Genomic DNA, 21,317 nt, shown 5'->3' on the forward strand with positions numbered 1-21,317 from the left:
GGTTTCAGTAATGGTGACAGACGGAGACAGATAAGCGAAGCGCTGCTGAACCTCTTGCTTCATGGGCTGACGCCCTGAGCTGGCGTCCTGCTCTCGCACTACTAGGTAAAGAAAAGGCTCTTAGCCATCGCTGCAGGTCGCTTTCTGCTTGGTTCGCTCCGCTTTCGACAGTTTTTCGACACTTGCATTTGGATTCGAAAAAATGTCCTTTTGGATCAGTGGTTTAATGGGCCTGTGTTCGGGCCTGACGATTTGCGCGTAAAATGACCGGCTTTTCGACTTGCCCTTCGGATTCCAGAGCACCATGGCCAGCACCCTTTCGGTCAACCAGAACAAACTGCAGAAACGCCTGCGCCGCCAGGTTGGCGAGGCGGTCACCGACTTCAACATGATCGAGGACGGCGACAAAGTGATGGTCTGCCTGTCCGGCGGCAAGGACAGCTACACCCTGCTGGACGTCCTGCTGTACCTGCAGAAGGTAGCGCCGATCCAGTTCGAGATCGTCGCGGTGAACATGGATCAGAAGCAGCCCGGCTTCCCCGAGCACGTGCTGCCGGCGTACCTGGAGTCCATCGGCGTGCAGTACCACATCATCGAGAAGGACACCTACTCGGTGGTGAAGGAGAAGATCCCGGAGGGCAAGACCACCTGCTCGCTGTGCTCGCGCCTGCGCCGTGGCACCCTCTATACCTACGCCGATGAGATCGGTGCGACCAAGATGGCGCTGGGGCACCACCGCGACGACATCCTGGAAACCTTCTTCCTTAATATGTTCTACGGCGGCACCCTCAAGGCCATGCCGCCCAAGCTGCTGTCCGACGACGGCCGCAACGTGGTGATCCGCCCGCTGGCGTACTGCAATGAGAAGGACATCGAGGCCTACTCGGTGCTCAAGGAATTCCCGATCATCCCGTGCAACTTGTGTGGTTCGCAGGAAAACCTGCAGCGCCAGGTAGTCAAGGAAATGCTGCTGGACTGGGAACGCAAGTCGCCGGGCCGCACCGAGATCATGTTCCGCGCCCTGCAGAATGTGGTGCCGTCGCAACTGGCCGACCGCAACCTGTTCGACTTCAACAGCCTGCGCATCGACGAGACCGCCACCCCGCGCTTCCTCGACGTGATGAACCTGTAAGACCTCGCAAGGACGCCCGATGCGCGATTACCAGTGGCTGTACGAATACTGTCTGAACCGCTTTGGCTCGGTCCAAGCGCTGGAGGCCCGTCTGCCGCAGGCCAAGTCGCCGGCCCAATTGGTAGCGGTCGGCGATGATCGCTACCTCTCGCTGATCAGCCTGCGCATCTTCCGAGCTGGGCTAAAGCACAGCCTGGTAGACGCCAAGTGGCCGGCCTTCGAGGAAGTCTTCTTCGGCTTCGACCCGGAGAAAGTCGTGCTGATGGGCGGCGAGCGCCTGGAAAACCTGATGCAGGACACCCGGCTGATTCGGCACCTGGGCAAGCTCAAGAGTGTGCCGCGCAACGCCCAGTTCGTGCTGGACGTAGCCCGCGAGTACGGCAGCTTCGGCAAGCTCCTGGCTGACTGGCCGTCCAGCGACATCGTCGGCCTGTGGAAGCTGCTGGCCAAGCGGGGCAATCAGTTGGGCGGCATGTCAGCGCCGCGATTCCTGCGCATGGCCGGCAAGGACACCTTCGTTCTCAGCGATGACGTGGTGGCTGCGCTCAAGGCCCAGGAAATCGTCGACAAGACGCCAACCAGCCTGAAGGACCTCGCGCTGGTTCAGGCAGCGTTCAACACCTGGCAGGAGCAAAGCGGCCGTCCGTTGTGCCATATCTCGATGATGCTGTCGTACACGGTCAACCACTGACGCGCGGCCCGGCCGCGGAGGAGGGCGCATGGATTCGGCCATCGAACGCACCGGTGCAGCACTGGCTCACGCTGAACGCATCCTGGTGATCACCGGCGCTGGGCTCTCCGCCGATTCGGGCATGCCGACCTATCGTGGCCTGGGTGGTCTTTATAACGGACGCACAGCGGAAGGAATACCTATCGAGGTGGCGATCTCCGGTCCGATGCTGCAGAAGGACCCGGCGCTGTGCTGGAAATACCTGGCCGAGCTGGGCAAGGCCTGCCTGAGTGCGCAACCCAATGCCGGTCACGGCGCCATCGCGGAGCTGCAAAGGCTCAAGCCGGAGTGCTGGGTGCTGACGCAGAACATTGATGGCTTCCACCGTCGCGCCGGTTCGCCGTCGGAGCGGTTGATCGAGATCCATGGCGAGCTGGCTCCGCTGTATTGCCAGTCGTGCGGGCTGGAAAGCCCGGAGCTGGCCGGGCACCTGGATGGCCCATTGCCGCCGAAATGCGCGCGCTGCGCAGGCGTGCTGCGCCCGCCAGTGGTGCTGTTCGAGGAGATGTTGCCGGAGGAGGCGATCGATACGCTGTATGCGCAATTGCGCAAAGGGTTCGACGTTGTTCTGCTGGTGGGGACCACTGCGAGCTTCCCCTACATCATCGAGCCGGTGCTGCGTACGCGGGACGCAGGAGGCTTCACCGCCGAGGTGAATCCTGGGCTGACCGACCTCAGTTCTGTGGTCGAAGAAAGAATGGTGGGTCGAGCCTTAGACATTATGCCGCGCCTGCTGGGTCACATTCCGCGATAAAAAACTTGCATTGCCCCCATTGAGCGGGCAAATTAGCCCGCTAATAAATGGAGCTAATGAGACACGGTCGTGCCCATGCTTAAACGCTTAGCACCCCTCGTGCCCATGAGTTTCGTTCTGCTGCTGGCAGCTTGCGCCAGCCATTCGCCGGAATCGCAGCCGAACCAGGTCGCTTCAGTGCCTGCCACTCGAGCAGCGTTCCAGGTAAATCAGCACAACATAGCGCTGATGAATGAGTCGCAGGACGAGGGGGCCAAAAACGATAACGGCAGTTCGACTGCCCATGTATCCGACATTCTGGACCGCGCGTTCTCGCTGATCGGTACTCCGTACCGCTTTGGTGGAAAATCGGAGCGGACCGGCTTCGATTGCAGCGGCTTCGTGGGCTATCTGTTCCGCGAAGAAGCAGGCATCAGCCTGCCGCGCTCCACGCGTGAGATGATCAATATGGACGTCCCGCTGGTCTCCAAAGCGGACCTGCAACCGGGCGACCTGATCTTCTTCAACAACCGTGGTCGCGGTCGGGTCAGCCATGCCGGCATCTACATCGGTGACGGACAGTTCATCCACTCCGCCAGCCGCCGTGGCGGTGGTGTGCGGGTGGACAGCCTGGATGAGAGCTACTGGCGCTTGAGCTACATGGAAGCCAAGCGTGTGCTCGAACCGGGCTACGAGCCGAAGACAGCGATCCGCTAAACTTAAAGTTTTACTTTAAGTATTGCGCTCAAGTCGCTGTTGGTACAAAGTGATGGCACTCCTTGACGGGATGCCATCACATGCTCGTTCCTCAGCGCATCATTCTGCTCGTTGCTCTCGCCTCGCTGGCCGCCTGCGCCAGTCGCACTCCGCCGTCGCCCCCTCCCGTGGTGAACGCGCCCGCCGCTCCCGTCTACAACACCCAAGCTGCTGACGATATCCTGATCCGTGCTATTGGCCTGGTGGGGACGCCCTATCGCTGGGGTGGCAACACGCCTGATGGCGGATTCGATTGCAGCGGCCTGATCGGCTACGTCTACCGCGATGCCACCGGCCTGATGCTGCCGCGGTCCACCCGCGAGATGATTTCCATGCGCGCGCCCACCGTTGGCCGCGAGTCGTTGCAGAGCGGCGACCTCATCTTCTTCGCCACCAATGGTGGACGTGGTGTCAGCCATGCGGGTATCTATGTCGGGGAAGGGCGTTTCGTTCATGCGCCCAGAACGGGCGGGACCGTACGCCTGGACAGCCTCGACAGTGCCTATTGGCAGAAAGCCTTCCTGGAAGCCAAGCGTGTCCTCGCCGTGCAGAGTCTCGCCCTCCATCCCTGATTCTCAGGACGGCCCATGACCACCCGCACGCTGAATCTGGACGACTCGCTCTACCAGTACCTTCTCGACGTTTCCCTGCGCGATTCTCCCGTCAAGGCGCGCTTGCGCAGCGAGACTGCCAACCTGCCCATGTCCCGCTGGCAGGTTGCCCCGGAGCAGGGCCAGTTCCTCGCCTTGCTGGTCAGGCTGACCGGCGCCAAACGCATCCTCGAAATCGGTACCTTCACGGGCTACAGCGCCTTGTGCATGGCTGAGGCACTGCCAGAGGGCGGCCATATCCTTTGTTGCGATCTTCCCGGCGAGTACAACGACATCGCTCGAGGCTACTGGCATGACGCCGGCGTCGATTCTCGCATCGAGCTGCGCCTCGGGCCGGCCCTGTCCACGCTGCAAGCCCTGGTAGCCGGTGATCAGCAAGGCAGTTTCGACCTGGTCTTCATCGATGCCGACAAGGCCAATTATTCCATTTACCTGGAGCATGCCCTGACCTTACTGCGCGAGGGCGGCCTGGTGGTCTTCGACAACGTGTTGTGGAGCGGGCGGGTGCTGGAGGCGAACCCGGAAAGTGCGGACACGCGGGCGATCCAGCAGCTCAATCTGGCCTTGAAGACGGACGAGCGAGTGGATTACTCGCTGGTGCCGATTGGTGATGGCATGAGTCTTTGCCGCAAGCGCTGACTCCAGGGCTGGAAGAAAAAAGGCACGCCAATCGGCGTGCCTTTTTCGTTGCTGCGGCCTGACTCAGGCGACATCGACCAGAATCACTTCGCTGTCTTCGAGCGCCGTGACCTTTACCACCGCCTCGTCGGCGATGGCAGCACCGTCGCGAGCCAGCAGTTCGACACCGTTGACCTCGACCTTGCCGGTTGCCGGCACGAGGTAGGCGCGGCGACCGTTGCCCAGTTCGTACTCCGCGGTCTGGCCGGCCTTCAGGGTGGCGGCGACCAGGCGACCGTCGGCGCGAATGCGCAAGGCGTCGGCGTCGTTCTCATGGCCGCTGGCCAGGGTTACGAAGCGCCCGGCGCGGTCGCCCTTCGGGAAGGGTTTGGCGCCCCAGGATGGCGTGCCGCCGCGTACCGACGGGATGATCCAGATCTGGAAGATCTTGGTGACATCCTTCTCCAGGTTGTACTCGGAGTGCACGATGCCCGAGCCCGCGCTCATCACCTGTACGTCGCCCGCTTCGGTACGGCCTTTGTTGCCCAGGCTGTCCTGGTGGGTGATCGCACCCTGGCGGACGTAGGTGATGATTTCCATCTCGCGGTGCGGGTGCGGCGGGAAGCCGGTGCCGGCAGCGATTTCGTCATCGTTCCAGACGCGGAGGTTGCCCCAGTCCATGCGCTCGGCGTCGTAGTACTCGGCGAAGGAGAAGTGGTGCTTGGCGTTGAGCCAGCCGTGGTTGGCGCCGCCGAGTTGCTGGAAGGGTCTGCGTTCGATCATGACATAGTCCTCGTGGGGCGCGGCTGGCCGATGGGCCAGTCCGCGCGGTTCATGGGACTATCTTCTCTCGCATTTGATCGATGAAAAAGCGCAAATATCGGCAGATATTAATCGATTAATTCGATTCTATTCGGTGGCGCGCTTTTCGCCCTGATCGAGGAACTTGCTGAGGAACTGGCGGGTGCGCTCTTCCTTCGGGTGAGCGAACAGCGCCTTGGCGTCGCCCTGCTCGACGATCACACCCTTGTCGATGAATATCGCCCGGTTCGCAACGTCGCGGGCGAAGCTCATCTCGTGGGTGACGATGACCATGGTGCGCTTTTCCTGGGCCAGGCCGCGGATGGTCGCCAGGACCTCACCGACCAGTTCCGGGTCCAGCGCCGAGGTGGGTTCATCGAAGAGGATCACGTCCGGCTGCATGGCCAGGGCGCGGGCGATGGCGACGCGCTGTTGCTGACCGCCGGAGAGGCGCTTGGGATAAGAGTCCTCCTTGCCGGCCAGCCCCACCTTCGCCAGCAACTGGCGGGCGCGCTCGATGGCCTGGGCGCGCGGCTCCTTCTTCACGATGATCGGGCCCTCCACCACGTTCTCCAGTGCAGTGCGGTGGGGGAACAGGTTGAAGTTCTGGAAGACGAAGCCCACGTGCTGGCGCAGCTTGCGGATCAGTCCCTGCTGTCCGCTGAGCGGCCGTGAGGCGTCGATGAGGATGTCGCCAACCTGGATGGTCCCGCCATTGGGCACTTCCAGCAGGTTCAGGCAGCGCAGCAGGGTAGTCTTGCCCGAGCCGCTGGGGCCGATGATCGCGACCACTTCGCCGGGCTGCACGGTCAGGTCGATGCCCTTGAGCACCTCCTGGCCGCGGAACTGCTTGGTCAGCTGGCGTACTTCGATCATGCGTCGTGCTCCTGGTCATGACGGTTGACCCGGTCTTCCAGGCGATTCTGCAGGTGCGACAGGATGCTCGCGAGGATCCAGTAGATCAGCGCGGCAGCCAGGTACATGGTGAAGACCTCGAAGGTACGCGCGGTGATCAGCTGGGCCTGGCGGAACAGTTCCGGGACCTGGATGGTGGCGGCCAGGGCGGTGTCCTTGACCAGAGAAATGAAGCTGTTGCCCAGCGGTGGCAGGGCGGTACGCGCGGCCTGCGGCAGGATCACCCGGCGTAGGGTCTCGGCGCGGGTCATGCCGATGCTGGCGGCGGCTTCCCACTGGCCCTTGTCGATGGAGCCGATGGCGGCGCGGAGGATTTCGCAGACATAGGCGGCCATGTTCAGCGAGAAGCCGATCAGCGCCGCCGGCAACGGGTCGAGTTCAATGCCGGCCTGGGGCAGGCCGTAATAGATCATGAAGAGCTGGACCAGCAATGGCGTGCCGCGGAAGAACGACACGTAGATGCGCGCGATCCAGCGCACAGGAGTGAAGCCGTACAGGCGCATCAGCGCCAGAACGAAGCCGAGTAGCAGTCCGAAGAACATGCCGCCTACGCTGAGGACTACCGTGAAGACCGCGCCCTTCAACAGGAAGGGCGCGGAATCCAGTGCAAGCTGCAGGCTTTCTTCGATCATTGGGTGACGTCAGCCTGGAACCATTTCTCCGAGAGTTTTTTCAGCGTGCCGTCGGCGCGGAACTTCTCGATGGCCTTGTTCAGCGCCGCGAGCAGTTCGGGGTTACCCTTGCGCAGGGCAATACCGGCTTCCTGGCGGGCGAAGGGCGCGCCGGTCAGCGCCATGGCGCCCTTGGTCTTGTTGACCATGTCGAAGGCGGCCAGGCGGTCCACCAGGATCACGTCGATGCGGCCGCTGCGCAGGTCCTGGAACTTGGTCGGGTCGTCTTCATAGGTACGCACGTCTGCCTGCGGTACGTGTTCGCGCAACCACTGTTCGTAGTTGGTGCCCAGCCCCACGCCGACTTTCACCCCGGCGAGTTTCTCCGGCGCGTCGTACTTGCCTTCGTCACCCTTGCGTACCAGTGCCTGGATGCCGGAGACGGTGTAGGCGTCAGAGAAGTCGTACTTCTTCTTGCGCTCCTCGGAAATGGTCACCTGGTTGATCACCAGGTCCAGGCGCTTGGATTCCAGTGCGGCGAGGATGCCGTCCCACTTGGTCGGTTGCAGCTTGGCGGTGACGCCCAGCTCCTTGGCGATCAGGTTGGAGAAGTCCACTTCGAAACCGGCCAGCTTGCCGTTCTCGTCCTGGAAACTGAAGGGCGGGTAGGTGCCCTCGAGACCGACGCGGACTTCGCCCTTGGACTTGATCTGGGCGAGCAGGTCGTCCGCGGCCTGGGCCTGGCTGAAGAGGCTGGCACCCAGGGTGAGGGTCAGGCTGGCAAGCAGGAAATGACGTCGCAGTGCGGAGAAGGTCATGGTGGTCCCCGTTTTTGGTGTTTTAAGCAGGTTAGTCAACGCGTGGCGACTATAGGGCCGGAATCGTTATGCAATAAAATAATAAAAAATTACATACCTAGTCCTGATGGATATGTGACTCAAGTGGCCGAATGATAGGCGAACAGCGCCGGCGAACCGCCGGTGTGCAGGAACAGGATAGGCCCGGGTTTTGAGAAGCGATCACGACGAATACCGTCGAGCAGTCCAGCCATCGCCTTGCCGGTGTACACCGGGTCCAGCAGCAGGCCTTCCTGGCTGGCCAGCAGGCGCACTGCCTCGAGCGTGCCGGCATTCGCTTCGCCGTAGCGCGGGCCGAAATACTCGTCCCACAGTTGTACTTTCGGCCGGGCCGACGAGTCTTGGCCAAGCAGTTCCAGCGTGCGCGCGACCAGCCCTTCGACTTTTGGTCGTTGTGCCGCATCGATCCGTGAAACGGTTACCCCGATGACGTCCAGCTCCGGCAAGGCGTCGGCCAGCGCGATCGCCAGGCCCGCATGGGTGCCAGCGCTGCCGGAGGCGAGCACCACGGCGGAGAACGCCTGGCCGCTGCTGTGAATCTGCTCCGCCAGCTCCAATCCGGCGCGCACGTAACCCAGGGCGCCGAGCGCGTTGGAGCCGCCGATCGGCACAATGTAGGGCTTGCGGCCCTCACGGCGCAGGCGTTCGCCAGTCTGCGCCAGCAGCTCGTCGGCGGTATCGAGATTGGGGACGAGTTCTACCTCGGTGCCGAACAGGTCCAGCAGCAGGCGGTTGCCATTGCTCAGGTAATTGCGGTCATCGGTGCCGATGGGGTTTTCCAGCAGCGCCACGCAGCGCAGGCCAAGCTTCGCAGCGACGGCGGCGGTCTGGCGCACATGGTTGGACTGGATCGCGCCGGCGGTGACCAGCGTGTCGGCGCCGGCCTTCAGGGCATCGGCGGCGAGGAACTCCAGCTTGCGCACCTTGTTGCCGCCCAGGGCGAACGGTGTAGTGTCGTCGCGCTTTACGTACAGCTCGCGGCCCAGGTGCGCGGAGAGTCGGTCCAGCTTGTCCAGCGGAGTCGGGCCGCCGGCCAGGTCGAGGCGGGGAAAGCGGGCGAGGGCTTCACGCAGGGAGCTCATGGCAGGTTCTCGGTGTGACGGCGGAATGCATCACGATAGAGCGCGTGAAATCCCGCCGCAATGTGGCGGGCGGCCGCTTGACGCTGACCTGCACGGGAATGTCGCGTGATCACCGCTGGAAACTCCAGAGGCTGTGAATCAATGTGCGGACAGCGGAGCGGCGAACCGCTACGCTCCACGCTCAGATCCGGAAACTTTAACCGGGCGATAACGAAATCAGGAAAACCAGGGCGGGAAATCCGATGACTTCAGCAGTACCTTCACGCGCTTCGCTGCAACGCTGGATGCTTCAGCTACTCGGCGCGGTGGCCTTGATGCTGGGGCTGAGCAGCCCGGCGCTGGCTGACCGGGTGATTCCCTCGGGGATGATGGTGGGCTTCGTCGATAGCGCGGTGTACCCGGTGATCACCCTCAAGCGACCGAAGCCGAGCCTGTTGCGCCAGGTCATCACCATCGGCCTGTATGAAAAGACCATCAGCTACCCGCTGTCGGTGTCCATCCGCATCCGCGACGAGACCAACCGCTTCATGGTCTACGGCATGCTGCCGAAGATCGCCGGCAAGTTCGTCGGCATCAAGATGGGCCTGGACAGTCGGATCAGCCAGATCTGGGTGATGACCGAAGCCGAAGCGACCGAGTACGTGACCCGCCCGGACACTCTGTTCCCGCCGAGCTGATGGCTTTGCCTCCGGGTTGACGGCCCTGCCCGTGCCGCTCGTGCGGGCGGGCAGCCGGAAGAGTGCGACTTCGGCTATCATGTGCACCGTTTCAAACCTTTCAGAACCGGTCTAACCATGACGTCCTCTCAGCAGCCGCCCCGCGACGACAGCGCCGACAACGCGCAGGAACAACCCAAACTCTCCCTGGCCGAGCTGGCCAAGGCAGCCCTTGCTGCGCAGCAGCAGGCGAAAACCGCCTACCAGCATCGCAAGCCCCACGACCAGGCCGAGTACCGCCCGCCGCACCCGCGTGGTTCGCGTCGCTCCATGGGCAAGCGCTGAGGCAGCCTCTCGTCCGAAATACTGTCAGCTGGCGCTCTTGCGGGGGCGTTGGCTGAACTGCGGTGACCGGCACGGGTCGTATCCGCATCGGCCTTGCCATGCTGGCTGGCCATTCCCGCTCTCGCGAACCCGTCACGGATCGACACCCGCGCCACCCTGTGCCCAGGCAGAGGGGCGCCTCGCGTCCAAGGAGAATCCATGAAAGTCCTCGTACCCGTCCTTTCCCTGCTGGCGCTTGCCGGCTGCATCACCATGACCGGCAACTACGAAGTCAGCGCCCATGACGAGTCCGGCAAGGCCCTGAGCAATGGCAAGTTCCTCGCCAGCGGCAGCGGCATCTACACCGTGCGCAACTCACTCTGCTCGGTCTACCCGAAGGCCATCGTTACCATCAGGGACGTGGAGACGGACCAAGAGCTGGAGGGCGAAAGCCCCTACCACTGTCGCTGAGCGTGGTTCGCGAGCAAGCCTGCTCCCACCGCTGAACCCGCCTGCCTGGAAGAGGCGGCTTGGGATACTCCCAAGCCGCTTCGTCGTTATTGCGGCAGTCGTTCGAACCGTCGTTCCAGTTGGGTGAGGAAACCAATCTCATAGGCCATGCGGTCCAGCATGGAACGCTGCAGCGTGCGGCCCTTGGCGAAGTTGCTCCAGAGCGTTTCCCCGCCCGGGGCGAACAGCCATTCGCGGGCGACCAGCGCGCCATAGCTCATGACGAGGTGAGATTCCTCCGGCCAGCCCGGCGGGGTTTCGAATCTGAGGGGGTGATCGCGGCCCGGCAGGGTATGGAACTGGGCTGATTCGGGATCGAGGGTGTTGTTGTCTGAAGACATTTGCGTTACTCCGTTTCGTTGAGGTCAGGAGCTGCCGCCATTGCTGTCAAACAATGGAGGCAGACCACGCGGGGTTGACAGACCGGGAAACGGAACCGGCAGACCTCACGGGGAGGTCTCCCCGCGCGATCTGCCATAAACCCTGCGATCAGAAATCACAGTCGTGACAAGGCCTACGAAAAGCGTTCGCCGCTTTTCGCATGCACCTGCTGGCGCAATCGCGCCGTTTCGACGGGCTGTCAAACCCGGCCACGGATTTTGCCGTGACGGGCGCAGCATAGGGGCTGCCTACCAAGCCGGCAAGAACAGGTGCTCGCGCCAGGGAGGTATCGGCTGCGTCCTACAGATATGAAGGGCGAAGTGCTTCAGCAGGGTGCTCTGCCGCAATGACAAAGGCCGGCAATCGCCGGCCTTGTGCTTACTGTGGTGTGAGCTTCTGCCGCTGCCCCTGCTGCAACGTCCACTCCACCACTTGCGCGGAAAGCTGGTCGGCCGCCTTGCCGAAGGCGCTGACCACTTCGGGCACCTGTTTGCCGTCCACCGGCTGGCGGACCTCGAAGCTGCGCGAGGCGACGATGCGTTGGCCGAGGGTGCGCACCAGGCGGGCGTCGTAGCGGATGTGGATCACCGGTTTGCCGTTCTGGTACTCGCTCTGGAAGGCGCGCAGTTCGCCGGTCAGGTCGAGGTCGGCCTGCAGGCTGGCTTCGTCGCTGCTCAGGGCGCGGACGCTGCCGTTGGCGGTGAAGGCATCGAGTAGGCGGTCACGCAGCAAGCCAGGTGCACGGTTGCTCCAGCGTGCGCCCTGGTAGCTGCTCAGCTGGTTGCCCTGTGGGACCACGGCGATGCGATTGCTGTCCAGCGCCAGGCCGGCGGTGGGGGCGCTGACGCGCAACGACCAGTTCACCGCGGTATTGCTGCGCGCGGGCTGTTGGACGGCGGGCAGCAGGTAGAAGTCCGGGCTCTCCGCTTCCGGGAGGATCGAGCAGGCGCCCAGCAGACTGACCAGGGCGGCGACGCCGAGCAGGCGGGGAAGGGCGGTCATGGCTGGAACTCCTTGTTGCGTTCGCGGCCGAGCAGGTAGCCGGTGGGGTTCTCCTGCAGGCGGCGGGTGACGCCGCGCAGGTCTTCCAGGGTGGAGCGCAGTTCGCGGATCGCCGGGCCGATCTCACCCAGGCCGTTGAGGCCGCCGTTCACCGAGTCGTAGTTGCTGTTCAGCAGTTGATCCACGCGCTCGCTGCTGCTGCGCAGGGAGGCGAGGGTCTTCTGCGCGTCGTCCATGATGACCTGGCCTTTTCCGCCCAGTGTCTGGTTGGCGCGGTCGAGCAGCTCGCTGGCATTGGCCAGGGTGATACGCGCCTGTTCGCTCGCGGCGGCCAGTTCCTTGAAGGTGCGACGGATGTCGTCGCGCTGTTCGGCGACCACGCCGGTGGCCTGGTCGATGTGGTCCAGGGTGCGGCTGATGCGGTCGACGTTCTCCTGGGAGAACATGCGGTTCACGTTGTTGATCAGGTTGTTGATATTGGTGGCGATGTCCTCGCCGTTGGCCAGCAGCTTGGCGAAGGGTGAAGGGATGGTCTTGATCACCGGCACCTCGCCGTCCTTGCTGGCCAGCGGCGGGCTGTCCTGGGCGGCGCTGGAGAGCTGGATGATGGCCTGGCCGGTGACACCGGTGAGAGCCAGCTTGGCGCGCGTGTCTTCGCGGATCGGCGTGCTGTCGTAGACGCGGATGCGTGCGCGGACCTTGCGCGGGTCGTTCGGGTCCAGGCGCAGGGAGACCACATCGCCGACGCGGATGCCGCTGTACTGCACGGTGCCGCCTTCGGACAGGCCGGTCACCGCCTCGTTGAAGATCACGTCGTAGACCTTGTACTTCTGGTCGTTGCTCGATTGCGCCAGCCACAGCGCGAAGAGCAGTGCGCCGATCGACACCACCAGGGTGAACAGGCCGATCAGCACGTGATGGGCACGGGTTTCCATTGTCAGTTTTCCTCCCGCAGGTGCTCGGTGGCCTGCTGCGCGGCACGGCCACGGGGGCCATGGAAGTAGTCCTGGACCCAGGCGTCCGGGTTCTCGGCGACCTGGTCCAGCGGACCGACCACCAGCACCCGCTTCTGCGAGAGCACGGCGACGCGGTCGCAGATGGTGTAGAGGGTGTCCAGGTCGTGGGTCACCAGGAACACGGTGAGGCCGAAGGCGTCGCGCAGGGTCAGGATGAGTTGGTCGAAGGCCGCGGCACCGATGGGATCTAGGCCGGCGGTGGGTTCGTCAAGGAACAGGATGTCCGGGTCCAGCGCCAGGGCGCGGGCCAACGCGGCGCGCTTGACCATGCCGCCGGACAGCTCCGAGGGGTACTTGGCGCCCGCATCCGGTGGCAGGCCGGCGAGGGAAATCTTCACCTTGGCCATGAACTCGGCGTCGCTGCGCGACAGTTTGGCGTGTTCGATCAGCGGCAGGCAGATGTTCTCGCTCACGGTCAGCGAGGAGAACAGCGCGCCGTTCTGGAACAGCACGCCGAAGCGCCTTTCCAGTTTCGAACGCTCCAGCGGCGGCAAGGCAGGCAGGTTCTGCCCGAAGACATGCACGCTGCCTTCGCTGGGCTGGCGCAGGCCGATGATGCTGCGCAGCAGCACCGACTTGCCGGTGCCCGAACCACCCACTACGCCGAGGATCTCGCCCTTCATCACGTCGAGGTCGAGGTGCTCGTGCACGGCGTGGGTGCCGAAGCGGTTGGCCAGGTCGCGGACGACGATGATCGGTTCGCTCACCAGCCCATCTCCATGAAGAACAGCGCGAACATGGCATCCAGCAGGATCACCACGAAGATCGACTGGACCACGCTGGAGGTCGTGTGCTCGCCCACCGACTGCGCGCTGCCGCTGACGCGGAAGCCTTCCAGGCAGCCGATCACGGCGATGATGAAGGCGAATACCGGGGCTTTGACGATGCCCACCAGGAAGTGCTGCACGGCGATGTCGTTCTGCAGCATGTAGAGGAACATGCGCGGCGAGATGTCCAGGCTCAGGGCGCAGACCACGCCACCGCCGAAGATGCCGGAAATCATCGCCAGGAACGTCAGCATCGGCAGGGTCAGCAGCAGCGCCAGCACCCGCGGCAGCACCAGCAGCTCCACCGGGTCCAGGCCCAGGGCCTGGATCGCGTCGATTTCCTGGTTGGCCTTCATCGAACCGATCTGCGCGGTGAAGGCGCTGGCGGTGCGGCCGGCAATCAGGATGGCGGTGAGCAGTACGCCGAACTCGCGCAGGAAGGAGAAGCCCACCAGGTCGACGGTGTAGATCGCCGCGCCGAATTTCTGCAACACCGTGGCGCCGAGGAAGGCCACCACTGCACCGACCATGAAGGTGAGCAGGGCGACGATGGGCACGGCGTCCAGGCCGGTTTCCTCCATGTGCGCGGCCAGCGAGGTCAGCCGCCAGCGGCGCGGACGCAGCAGGTTGCGCAGCAGGGTCTGCAGAGTCAGGCCGATGAAGCCCAATACACCGATCAGGTGGTCCTTGAAGGTGACGGAGGCAATGCCGATCCGCTCCAGCACATCGACCAGCGCATTGCCGGGCGGCGGGGCCTTTTCGTCGAGCCGGCACTGGGTGATCGCGCTGCCGACAGTGCGCAGCAGCGCCTGGCGTTCGGCGGGCAGGTTGCGGGCGATCTGATCGAGTTGGCTCATGCGTGCGCTGCCGATGATCTCGGCGAGCAGGGCGGCACCGGCGGTATCCAATGCGCCGAGGCCGGCGAAGTCCAGCGCGCCCGGGGACTCGGCAGTGCGCTGTGCGGCCACCTGAGCTTCGAGCGTGGAGAAATGCGCAAGCGTCCAATCACCACTGATGCGCATCAGCGGTGGATTGGCGGTGGCGTCGAGCTGGAGCTGGCCGGGTAGGGCAGTCGTCGTCATGAGTCGCATTCTAGCGAAGTTACGCGGCCTGACCACTTGACTTGTGTGACCCATTTTAGAGCCTTTGTGGTTCTGAAGGCGGGCCCCGGCGACATCCTGTTCAATTGACGCCCCAGCCCGCCAGCCACTAAGCTGCGCGCCTGCTTCAGGTGCTCTCGGCGCAAGCCGCGAGTGAAACAGGGAAGCCGGTGACTTCGATATTCAATCGACCATTCCGGCGCTGCCCCCGCAACGGTAAGCGAGCTTTGAACCGCAATCCGCCACTGTGCCATTGGCATGGGAAGGCGCGGTTCCTTCGGAAACGCCAGGCGCTTCCACTCGCGAGCCCGGAGACCGGCCTGCTGCATCGCATGGCATCGCGGGAGGCGCTGCCGACGTCGGCGCTGCGCGCCGCGCGTTGCCGTCCTCCGCCTGCCCCGACTGGTCAGTGCCGCGCGGGTGAGAGCGGCGGAGAATCCTTCAGGTGAAATCCCTATTCCCCAGGTCGACAGCCTTCGTGCTGGGCGATCTCTTCTGCATGGCGCCTGCGCGCGCCAGCGGTACATCCCTGCCTGTTCCATCCCCCGTTCGCTGCCACCCGGCCGGCAGCCTGACGCCTGTGCAATCGCTTTCAGGAGCCACTTCCCATGACTGAATCCCCGGAAAAGGACGACCGCCACCGCTCGCGCATGCAGCGCAAGAAGGCAGTGATTGACGAGAAGATCGCCCAGGCCCAGGGGGAGCGCGGTGTGTTCCTGGTCAACAGCGGCAACGGCAAGGGCAAGAGCAGCTCGGCGTTTGGCATGGTTGCCCGCGCGCTGGGCCATGGCATGAAGGTGGGCGTCGTGCAGTTCATCAAGGGCGCCGCGACCACGGGCGAGGAAGCGTTTTTCCGCCGCTTCCCCGAAGAAGTCAGCTTCCACGTCATGGGCGAAGGCTTTACCTGGGAAACCCAGGACCGCCAGCGCGACATCGCCAAGGCACAGGCGGCCTGGGACGTGGCGCGGCAACTGCTGAGCGACCCGCAGGTCGGCCTGGTGGTGCTGGACGAAGTGAACATCGCCCTCAAGCACGGCTACCTGGAACTGGACACCGTGTTGGCCGACATCGCCGCACGTCCGCCGATGCAGCATGTGGTCGCTACCGGCCGCGGCGTGCAGCCGGCGATGACCGAGGCGGCCGACACCGTCACCGAGATGGGCCTGGTGAAACACGCCTTCAAGGCCGGTATCAAGGCGCAGAAAGGGGTGGAGTTCTGATGCAGTTCATTGTGGCGGAGCGCGCTCGATGACCTCGCGCCAATGCCCCGCACTGCTGATCGCCGCACCCGCCTCCGGGCAGGGCAAGACCACCGTGACCGCCGCCCTGGCGCGCCTGCACACGCGCCTCGGGCGCAAGGTGCGGGTGTTCAAGTGCGGCCCGGATTTCCTCGATCCGATGATCCTCGCCCGTGCCAGTGACGCGCCGGTCTACCAGCTGGACCTGTGGATGGTCGGCGAGGAGGAGAGTCGCCGCCTGCTCTGGGAGGCGGCCGGCGAGGCCGACCTGATCCTCATCGAGGGCGTGATGGGCCTGTTCGACGGCTCGCCCTCGGCGGCCGATCTGGCGCGGCGCTTTAATGTGCCGGTGATGGCGGTGATCAACGGCCAGTCCATGGCGCAGACCTTCGGCGCCATGGCCGTCGGCATGGCCACCTATCAGAGCGACCTGCCGTTCTCCGGCGTGCTCGCCAACCGCATCGGCAGCCAGCGCCACCGCGACCTGGTGCGCGACAGCCTGCCGGAGTGGATTCGCTGGTACGGCGCGCTGCCTCGCGATACCGAAGTAGAGCTGCCGAGCCGCCACCTCGGGTTGGTGCAGGCCGACGAGCTGGCGGACCTAGACGCCCGCCTGGATGCCGCCGCCGATGCCCTGGCGGCCAGCGCCAGCACCGAGCTTCCGCTGCCCGTGAGCTTCGCCGCGCCCGAGTTGCGAAACCGTGCTTCCCGTCTCGATGGCGTGCGCATCGGCGTGGCGCGGGACAGTGCTTTTGCCTTCCTCTATCAGGCCAACCTCGACCTGCTGAGCGAGCTGGGCGCCGAGCTGCTGTTCTTCTCGCCGCTGCGTGACGTGGCGCTGCCGGAGGTGGACAGCCTCTACCTGCCCGGCGGCTACCCGGAACTGCACCTGCAGGCGCTGGCGGAGAACCGCGCCATGGCCCTGGCCATCCACGCGCATCACGAGATGGCCAAGCCGATCCTCGCGGAGTGCGGCGGCATGCTCTATCTGCTCGACGCGCTGACCGATGTGGCCGGAGAGCGCGCGCCACTGCTTGGCCTGCTGCCGGGCGAGGCGCGCATGCAGAAGCGCCTCGCTGCATTGGCGCTGCAAGCCGTGACGTTGCCCGAGGGTACGCTGCGAGGGCACACCTTCCACCACTCGTTACTGGACAGTAGCGAGGAGCCGCTCGCCCGTGGCATCTGCCCCAACGACAAGCCGGTGGCCGAAGCGGTGTTCCGCCGCGGCCGGCTCACCGCCTCCTACATTCACTTCTACCTGCCGTCCGACCCGGACGCCGCAGCAGCCCTGCTCAGACCATGAAGAGCGTCAGACCATGACCGAGCACGCTTACAGTCCAGAAGAGCGCGCCGCGCTCTACCGCGCCATCGCCGAGCGCCGTGACATGCGCCACTTCAGCGGCGGCGAGGTGGCGCCCGACCTGCTCGCGCGCTTGCTCGAGGCGGCTCACCAGGCGCCCAGCGTCGGCCTGATGCAGCCGTGGCGGTTCATCCGCGTCACCTCGCGGGAGCTGCGTGAATCGATCCATGCGCTGGTGGAGGAAGAGCGCGTGCGCACCGCCGAGGCGCTGGGCGAGCGTTCCGACGAGTTCATGCGGCTGAAGGTCGAGGGTGTGCTCGACTGCGCCGAAGTGCTGGTGGCCGCGCTGATGGATGGCCGCGAGGCGCACGTCTTCGGTCGTCGTACGCTGCCGAACATGGACCTGGCCTCATTGTCCTGCGCTATCCAGAATCTCTGGCTGGCTTCCCGTGCCGAAGGACTAGGGATGGGCTGGGTGTCGTTGTTCGATCCGCTGGCGCTGGGCGAATTGCTTGGATTGCCGGACGGAGCCGAGGCGGTTGCGGTGATCTGCCTGGGTCCGGTCAGCGAGTTCTATCCCGCGCCGATGCTGGCCCTCGAAGGTTGGCGTCAACCGCGCGCGCTCAGCGAGCTGCTGTATGAGAACCACTGGGGAGAACAGCCATGAGCCTGGCCCTGCTGAGCGTCCTCGGCGTAGCGCTGGATGCCCTGCTGGGCGAGCCGAAACGCTGGCACCCGCTGGTCGCTTTCGGGCGTCTGGCGGATCGGCTGGAGCGGCGCTTCAACCGTTCCCGCGCCGATGCCGGCAAGGACACCCCCGGCCTCGGCTGGCGCAGCCACGGCGTCACCGCCTGGATCATCGCAGTAATCCCGCTGACGCTGATCGCGCTGCTGCTCAGTCTGCTGCCCTATGCCGGCTGGGTTGTACAGGCGCTCGCGCTGTACGCCGCGCTGGGCCTGCGCAGCCTGGGCGAGCACGCCGAGCCGGTGGCGCTGGCCCTGCGCGTCGGTGACCTCAACGAAGCCCGGTTGCGGGTGGGCTACATGGTCAGCCGCGAAACCGCCGAACTGGATGACACCGCCGTGGCCCGCGCTGCCACCGAATCGGTGCTGGAGAACGGCAGCGATGCGGTGTACGCCGCGCTGTTCTGGTTCGCCGTGGCCGGCGCACCGGGCGTGGTGCTCTATCGCCTGAGCAACACCCTCGACGCCATGTGGGGCTACCGCAACGCGCGCTTCGAACGCTTCGGCTGGGCGGCGGCGAAGATCGACGACGTACTCAACTATATTCCGGCGCGCTTGGTGGCCTTCACCTACGCGTTGCTCGGCCATACCCGGCTGGCCTTGCGTTGCTGGCGGACACAGGCGCCGCAGTGGGACAGCCCCAACGCCGGCCCCGTGATGGCAACCGGCGCGGGAGCGCTGGGCGTGTCGCTCGGTGGCTCCGCCCGCTACCACGGTGAAATCCACGAACGCCCGCAACTGGGCGAAGGCCCGGCACCGACCGCCACCGACATCTGGCGCGCGCTGGCCCTGGTGCGCCAGGGCGTGCTGCTCTGGCTGGTCGTCATCCTCATTCTGGGAGTGCTCTGATGCTCGAACATGGCGGCCGGTTGCGCAAAGCGGCGCAGCAGTACGGCATTCCGCTCGCCGAATGGCTGGACCTGTCCACCGGCATTTCGCCTTGGCCCTGGGCGCTGCCCAGCGTGCCGGCAGCGTCCTGGATGCGTCTGCCCGAAGACAGTGACGGCCTGGAGGCCGCCGCGCGCCGCTACTACGGCGCCGAGAAGCTGCTGGCGCTGCCCGGCAGCCAGGCGGCGATCCAGTTGCTGCCGCGTTTGCGCCGGCCGGGCAAGGTCGGCGTGATCTCGCCTTGCTATGCCGAGCACGCCGAATCCTGGCGTGCTGCGGGGCACATCCTGCGCGAGGTCAGCGACCAGGAAGTCCCCCATCACCTGGAGCGCTTCGACGTGCTGGTGGTGGTCAACCCGAACAACCCCACGGGTAAGCGCATCGAGGCCGGCGTGCTGCTGGAGTGGCATGCGCGCCTGCAGGAGCGCGGCGGCTGGCTGGTGGTGGACGAAGCCTTCATGGACTGCACGCCCGAGCACAGCCTGGCGCCCAGCTGTGCGAGCCGCCCGGGGCTGATCGTGCTGCGCTCCTTCGGCAAGTTCTTCGGCCTTGCCGGTGCGCGATTGGGCTTCGCCTTCGCCGAGCCTCGCCTGCTGGAAAGCCTGGCGAAACTGCTCGGCCCCTGGGCGGTGAATGGCCCGACGCGCTGGGTCGCGCAGACCGTGCTGGGGGAGTTCCAGGAGCAGATTCAGCGGCGTCGCGATCTTCACGAGGCGAGCCGGCATCTGGCCGGGATGCTGGGCGAGCACGGCTTCGCCCCGCAGGGCGGCACGGCGTTGTTCCAGTGGGTAGTTTCCATGCGCGCCCACGCACTGCGCGATCACCTGGCGCGCCAGGGCATCCTCGTGCGCCTGTTCGAGACACCCGGCAGCCTGCGCTTCGGCCTGCCGCCGGACGAGAAGGGCTGGGAGCGCCTGGAGCATGGCCTGCGCACCTTCAACCAGATGGAGAGCCTGCGGTGAGTACCCTGAAAAGCGCGACGCTGATGGTGCAGGGCACCACTTCGGATGCTGGCAAGAGCACGCTGGTGACCGCGCTGTGCCGTTGGCTGGTTCGCCAGGGTGTTGCGGTGGTGCCGTTCAAGCCGCAGAACATGGCGCTGAACAGTGCGGTGACCGCCGACGGCGGCGAGATCGGTCGCGCCCAGGCGGTACAGGCGCAGGCCTGCCAGCTTGCGCCGCACACCGACATGAACCCGGTGCTGCTCAAGCCCAACAGCGACACCGGCGCCCAGGTGATCATCCATGGCCGCGCGGTGACCAGCATGAACGCCGTCGCCTACCACGACTACAAGCGCGTGGCCATGCAGGCGGTGCTCGAATCCCATCAGCGCCTGAGTGCGCAGTACCCGGTGGTGATGGTGGAGGGCGCGGGGTCGCCGGCGGAGATCAACCTGCGCGCCAACGACATCGCCAACATGGGGTTCGCCGAGGCGGTGGATTGCCCGGTGATCCTGATTGCCGACATCGATCGCGGCGGCGTATTCGCTCACCTGGTCGGCACCCTGGAATTGCTCTCCGAGAGCGAGCGGGCGCGGGTGAAGGGCTTCGTCATCAACCGTTTCCGCGGCGACATCGCATTGCTGCAGAACGGCCTCGACTGGCTGGAAGAGCGTACCGGCGTGCCGGTGCTCGGCGTGCTGCCGTACCTGATGGACTTCCATCTGGAAGCCGAGGACGCCATCGATACCCGCCAGACCGCCAAGACCGGCGAGCGCCTGCGCGTGCTGGTGCCAGTGCTGCCGCGCATCAGCAACCATACCGACTTCGATCCGTTGCGCCTGCATCCGCAAGTGGAGCTGACCTTCATCGGCCCCGGCCAGCCGATCCCGCCGGCGGACCTGATCATCCTGCCCGGCTCCAAGAGCGTGCGGCCGGACCTGGCCTTCCTCCGCGCCCAGGGCTGGGAGGAGGCGATCCGCCGCCACCTGCGCTACGGCGGCAAGCTGCTGGGCATCTGCGGCGGCTTGCAGATGCTCGGCCGCACCCTGGCCGACCCGCACGGGCTGGAAGGTGCGGCGGGGGAGAGCGACGGTCTCGGCCTGCTGGATTTCCGCACCGTGCTGGCGCCGGAGAAGCAGTTGCGCAATGTCAGCGGCCAGTTGGCGCTGGAAGATGCTCCGGTGAGTGGTTACGAGATACATGCCGGCGTCACCGAAGGCCCGGCGCTGGCGAACCCGGCCGTACACCTGAGCGATGGTCGCACTGACGGCGCAGTGAGTGACGACGGTCAGGTGATGGGGACCTATCTGCACGGGCTGTTCGAGTCCAGTGCTTCCAGTTCGGCGCTGCTGCGCTGGGCCGGGCTGCGCGAGGTGCAGAGCATTGATTACCACGCCCTGCGCGAACGTGACATCGAGCGCCTGGCCGATCAGGTCGAGGCGCATCTGGATACCGAAAAATTGAGAGCGCTATGCGGACTGTAGGGCGCATAACCGTTCGCGGTTATCCGCCGTCTCGTTGCGATGTGATTCTGGCGGATAACGCCTGGGGCGTTATGCGCCCTACGGGGCACTGGCGTCTTCGTAGGATGGGTGGAGCGCAGC

Annotated in this window: 25 protein-coding genes and 1 riboswitch; of the genes, 15 read left to right on the forward strand and 10 right to left on the reverse strand. The window is 65.0% G+C overall.

All coding sequences use genetic code 11. The features are described 5' to 3' along the window. The first annotated feature begins 304 nt into the window (after positions 1–304). The 6 genes from ttcA (at position 305) to FAS41_RS26180 (ending at position 4,601) form a co-directional block, all read left to right on the forward strand. Complete coding sequence (ttcA, locus tag FAS41_RS26155) at positions 305–1,132, forward strand: tRNA 2-thiocytidine(32) synthetase TtcA (RefSeq protein WP_138526267.1); 828 nt, start codon at positions 305–307, stop codon at positions 1,130–1,132. A 19-nt stretch (positions 1,133–1,151) separates the two neighbouring features. Next, complete coding sequence (locus tag FAS41_RS26160) at positions 1,152–1,823, forward strand: DNA-3-methyladenine glycosylase I (RefSeq protein WP_138526268.1); 672 nt, start codon at positions 1,152–1,154, stop codon at positions 1,821–1,823. 28 nt (positions 1,824–1,851) lie between these two features. Further along, a complete protein-coding gene (locus tag FAS41_RS26165) occupies positions 1,852–2,616 on the forward strand; it encodes an NAD-dependent deacylase (protein ID WP_138526269.1) in 765 nt (254 codons plus the stop codon). Between the two features lie 69 nt (positions 2,617–2,685). After that, positions 2,686–3,312 (forward strand): C40 family peptidase, encoded by a 627-nt coding sequence (locus FAS41_RS26170; RefSeq protein WP_138526270.1) that lies wholly within the window; start codon positions 2,686–2,688, stop codon positions 3,310–3,312. Between the two features lie 80 nt (positions 3,313–3,392). After that, positions 3,393–3,923, forward strand: a complete 531-nt coding sequence (locus FAS41_RS26175) for a C40 family peptidase (protein ID WP_138526271.1) — start codon at positions 3,393–3,395, stop codon at positions 3,921–3,923. A 15-nt stretch (positions 3,924–3,938) separates the two neighbouring features. After that, positions 3,939–4,601, forward strand: a complete 663-nt coding sequence (locus FAS41_RS26180; RefSeq protein ID WP_138526272.1) for an O-methyltransferase — start codon at positions 3,939–3,941, stop codon at positions 4,599–4,601. 63 nt (positions 4,602–4,664) lie between these two features. On the opposite strand, the gene FAS41_RS26185 is transcribed toward FAS41_RS26180, so the two are convergent. From FAS41_RS26185 to FAS41_RS26205, 5 genes are all read right to left on the reverse strand, one after another. Beyond that, positions 4,665–5,363 carry a pirin family protein gene (locus FAS41_RS26185; protein WP_138526273.1) on the reverse strand — a complete coding sequence of 233 codons (699 nt, stop codon included), beginning with the start codon at positions 5,361–5,363 and terminating at the stop codon, positions 4,665–4,667. Between the two features lie 126 nt (positions 5,364–5,489). Then, positions 5,490–6,257 (reverse strand): L-cystine ABC transporter ATP-binding protein TcyN, encoded by a 768-nt coding sequence (tcyN, locus tag FAS41_RS26190; RefSeq protein ID WP_138526274.1) that lies wholly within the window; start codon positions 6,255–6,257, stop codon positions 5,490–5,492. Then, positions 6,254–6,925 carry a cystine ABC transporter permease gene (tcyL, locus tag FAS41_RS26195; RefSeq protein ID WP_171049556.1) on the reverse strand — a complete coding sequence of 224 codons (672 nt, stop codon included), beginning with the start codon at positions 6,923–6,925 and terminating at the stop codon, positions 6,254–6,256. Before tcyL ends, tcyN begins: the two co-directional genes overlap by 4 nt. Then, positions 6,925–7,725, reverse strand: a complete 801-nt coding sequence (tcyJ, locus tag FAS41_RS26200; protein ID WP_138526275.1) for a cystine ABC transporter substrate-binding protein — start codon at positions 7,723–7,725, stop codon at positions 6,925–6,927. The genes tcyL and tcyJ overlap by 1 nt, the downstream gene beginning before the upstream one ends. A 119-nt stretch (positions 7,726–7,844) precedes the next feature. Then, positions 7,845–8,846 carry a D-cysteine desulfhydrase gene (locus tag FAS41_RS26205; protein WP_138526276.1) on the reverse strand — a complete coding sequence of 334 codons (1,002 nt, stop codon included), beginning with the start codon at positions 8,844–8,846 and terminating at the stop codon, positions 7,845–7,847. A 242-nt stretch (positions 8,847–9,088) separates the two neighbouring features. Here FAS41_RS26205 and FAS41_RS26210 point away from each other — a divergent pair, with 242 nt between their 5' ends. The 3 genes from FAS41_RS26210 to FAS41_RS26220 all read left to right on the forward strand — a co-directional run bounded on the left by FAS41_RS26210 (position 9,089) and on the right by FAS41_RS26220 (position 10,297). Further along, positions 9,089–9,523 (forward strand): hypothetical protein, encoded by a 435-nt coding sequence (locus tag FAS41_RS26210; protein WP_246084941.1) that lies wholly within the window; start codon positions 9,089–9,091, stop codon positions 9,521–9,523. Between the two features lie 117 nt (positions 9,524–9,640). Next, positions 9,641–9,847 (forward strand): hypothetical protein, encoded by a 207-nt coding sequence (locus tag FAS41_RS26215; RefSeq protein ID WP_138526277.1) that lies wholly within the window; start codon positions 9,641–9,643, stop codon positions 9,845–9,847. 198 nt (positions 9,848–10,045) lie between these two features. Beyond that, positions 10,046–10,297, forward strand: a complete 252-nt coding sequence (locus FAS41_RS26220) for a hypothetical protein (RefSeq protein ID WP_138526278.1) — start codon at positions 10,046–10,048, stop codon at positions 10,295–10,297. Between the two features lie 86 nt (positions 10,298–10,383). Here the strand turns inward: FAS41_RS26220 and FAS41_RS26225 are convergent, their stop codons facing one another. The 5 genes from FAS41_RS26225 to FAS41_RS26245 form a co-directional block, all read right to left on the reverse strand. Next, the gene (locus FAS41_RS26225; RefSeq protein ID WP_138526279.1) at positions 10,384–10,677 is read right to left on the reverse strand and encodes a LasR-specific antiactivator QslA; all 294 of its coding nucleotides are present in this window, start codon (positions 10,675–10,677) and stop codon (positions 10,384–10,386) included. Positions 10,678–11,095: 418 nt separating this feature from the next. Next, the gene (locus FAS41_RS26230; RefSeq protein ID WP_138526280.1) at positions 11,096–11,719 is read right to left on the reverse strand and encodes an ABC-type transport auxiliary lipoprotein family protein; all 624 of its coding nucleotides are present in this window, start codon (positions 11,717–11,719) and stop codon (positions 11,096–11,098) included. Continuing rightward, positions 11,716–12,654 (reverse strand): MlaD family protein, encoded by a 939-nt coding sequence (locus FAS41_RS26235; protein ID WP_138526281.1) that lies wholly within the window; start codon positions 12,652–12,654, stop codon positions 11,716–11,718. The genes FAS41_RS26230 and FAS41_RS26235 overlap by 4 nt, the downstream gene beginning before the upstream one ends. 2 nt (positions 12,655–12,656) lie before the next feature. Next, positions 12,657–13,442, reverse strand: coding sequence for an ABC transporter ATP-binding protein (locus FAS41_RS26240; protein ID WP_138526282.1), 786 nt, complete (start codon positions 13,440–13,442; stop codon positions 12,657–12,659). Beyond that, positions 13,439–14,584, reverse strand: coding sequence for an ABC transporter permease (locus FAS41_RS26245; protein WP_138526283.1), 1,146 nt, complete (start codon positions 14,582–14,584; stop codon positions 13,439–13,441). Before FAS41_RS26245 ends, FAS41_RS26240 begins: the two co-directional genes overlap by 4 nt. 130 nt (positions 14,585–14,714) lie before the next feature. Beyond that, positions 14,715–14,940, forward strand: a riboswitch (cobalamin riboswitch). A 270-nt stretch (positions 14,941–15,210) separates the two neighbouring features. Here FAS41_RS26245 and cobO point away from each other — a divergent pair. Genes cobO through FAS41_RS26275 form a run of 6 tightly spaced genes read left to right on the forward strand, consistent with a single transcriptional unit; the run spans position 15,211 to position 21,197 of the window. Then, positions 15,211–15,822: a cob(I)yrinic acid a,c-diamide adenosyltransferase gene (cobO, locus tag FAS41_RS26250; protein ID WP_138526284.1), complete on the forward strand. Its 612-nt coding sequence runs from the start codon at positions 15,211–15,213 to the stop codon at positions 15,820–15,822. Between the two features lie 28 nt (positions 15,823–15,850). Next, positions 15,851–17,143, forward strand: coding sequence for a cobyrinic acid a,c-diamide synthase CobB (locus tag FAS41_RS26255; protein ID WP_138526285.1), 1,293 nt, complete (start codon positions 15,851–15,853; stop codon positions 17,141–17,143). 13 nt (positions 17,144–17,156) lie between these two features. Continuing rightward, the gene (gene bluB, locus FAS41_RS26260; protein ID WP_138526286.1) at positions 17,157–17,807 is read left to right on the forward strand and encodes a 5,6-dimethylbenzimidazole synthase; all 651 of its coding nucleotides are present in this window, start codon (positions 17,157–17,159) and stop codon (positions 17,805–17,807) included. Next, complete coding sequence (gene cbiB, locus FAS41_RS26265) at positions 17,804–18,733, forward strand: adenosylcobinamide-phosphate synthase CbiB (RefSeq protein WP_138526287.1); 930 nt, start codon at positions 17,804–17,806, stop codon at positions 18,731–18,733. Before bluB ends, cbiB begins: the two co-directional genes overlap by 4 nt. Next, positions 18,733–19,734, forward strand: coding sequence for a threonine-phosphate decarboxylase CobD (cobD, locus tag FAS41_RS26270; RefSeq protein WP_138526288.1), 1,002 nt, complete (start codon positions 18,733–18,735; stop codon positions 19,732–19,734). The genes cbiB and cobD overlap by 1 nt, the downstream gene beginning before the upstream one ends. Before the next feature lie 23 nt (positions 19,735–19,757). Further along, on the forward strand, positions 19,758–21,197 hold the full coding sequence (locus FAS41_RS26275) for a cobyric acid synthase (RefSeq protein ID WP_138526316.1): 1,440 nt from the start codon (positions 19,758–19,760) through the stop codon (positions 21,195–21,197). Positions 21,198–21,317: the final 120 nt, after the last annotated feature.

The organism is Pseudomonas nicosulfuronedens (assembly GCF_005877905.1).
Taxonomy (GTDB): domain Bacteria; phylum Pseudomonadota; class Gammaproteobacteria; order Pseudomonadales; family Pseudomonadaceae; genus Pseudomonas; species Pseudomonas nicosulfuronedens.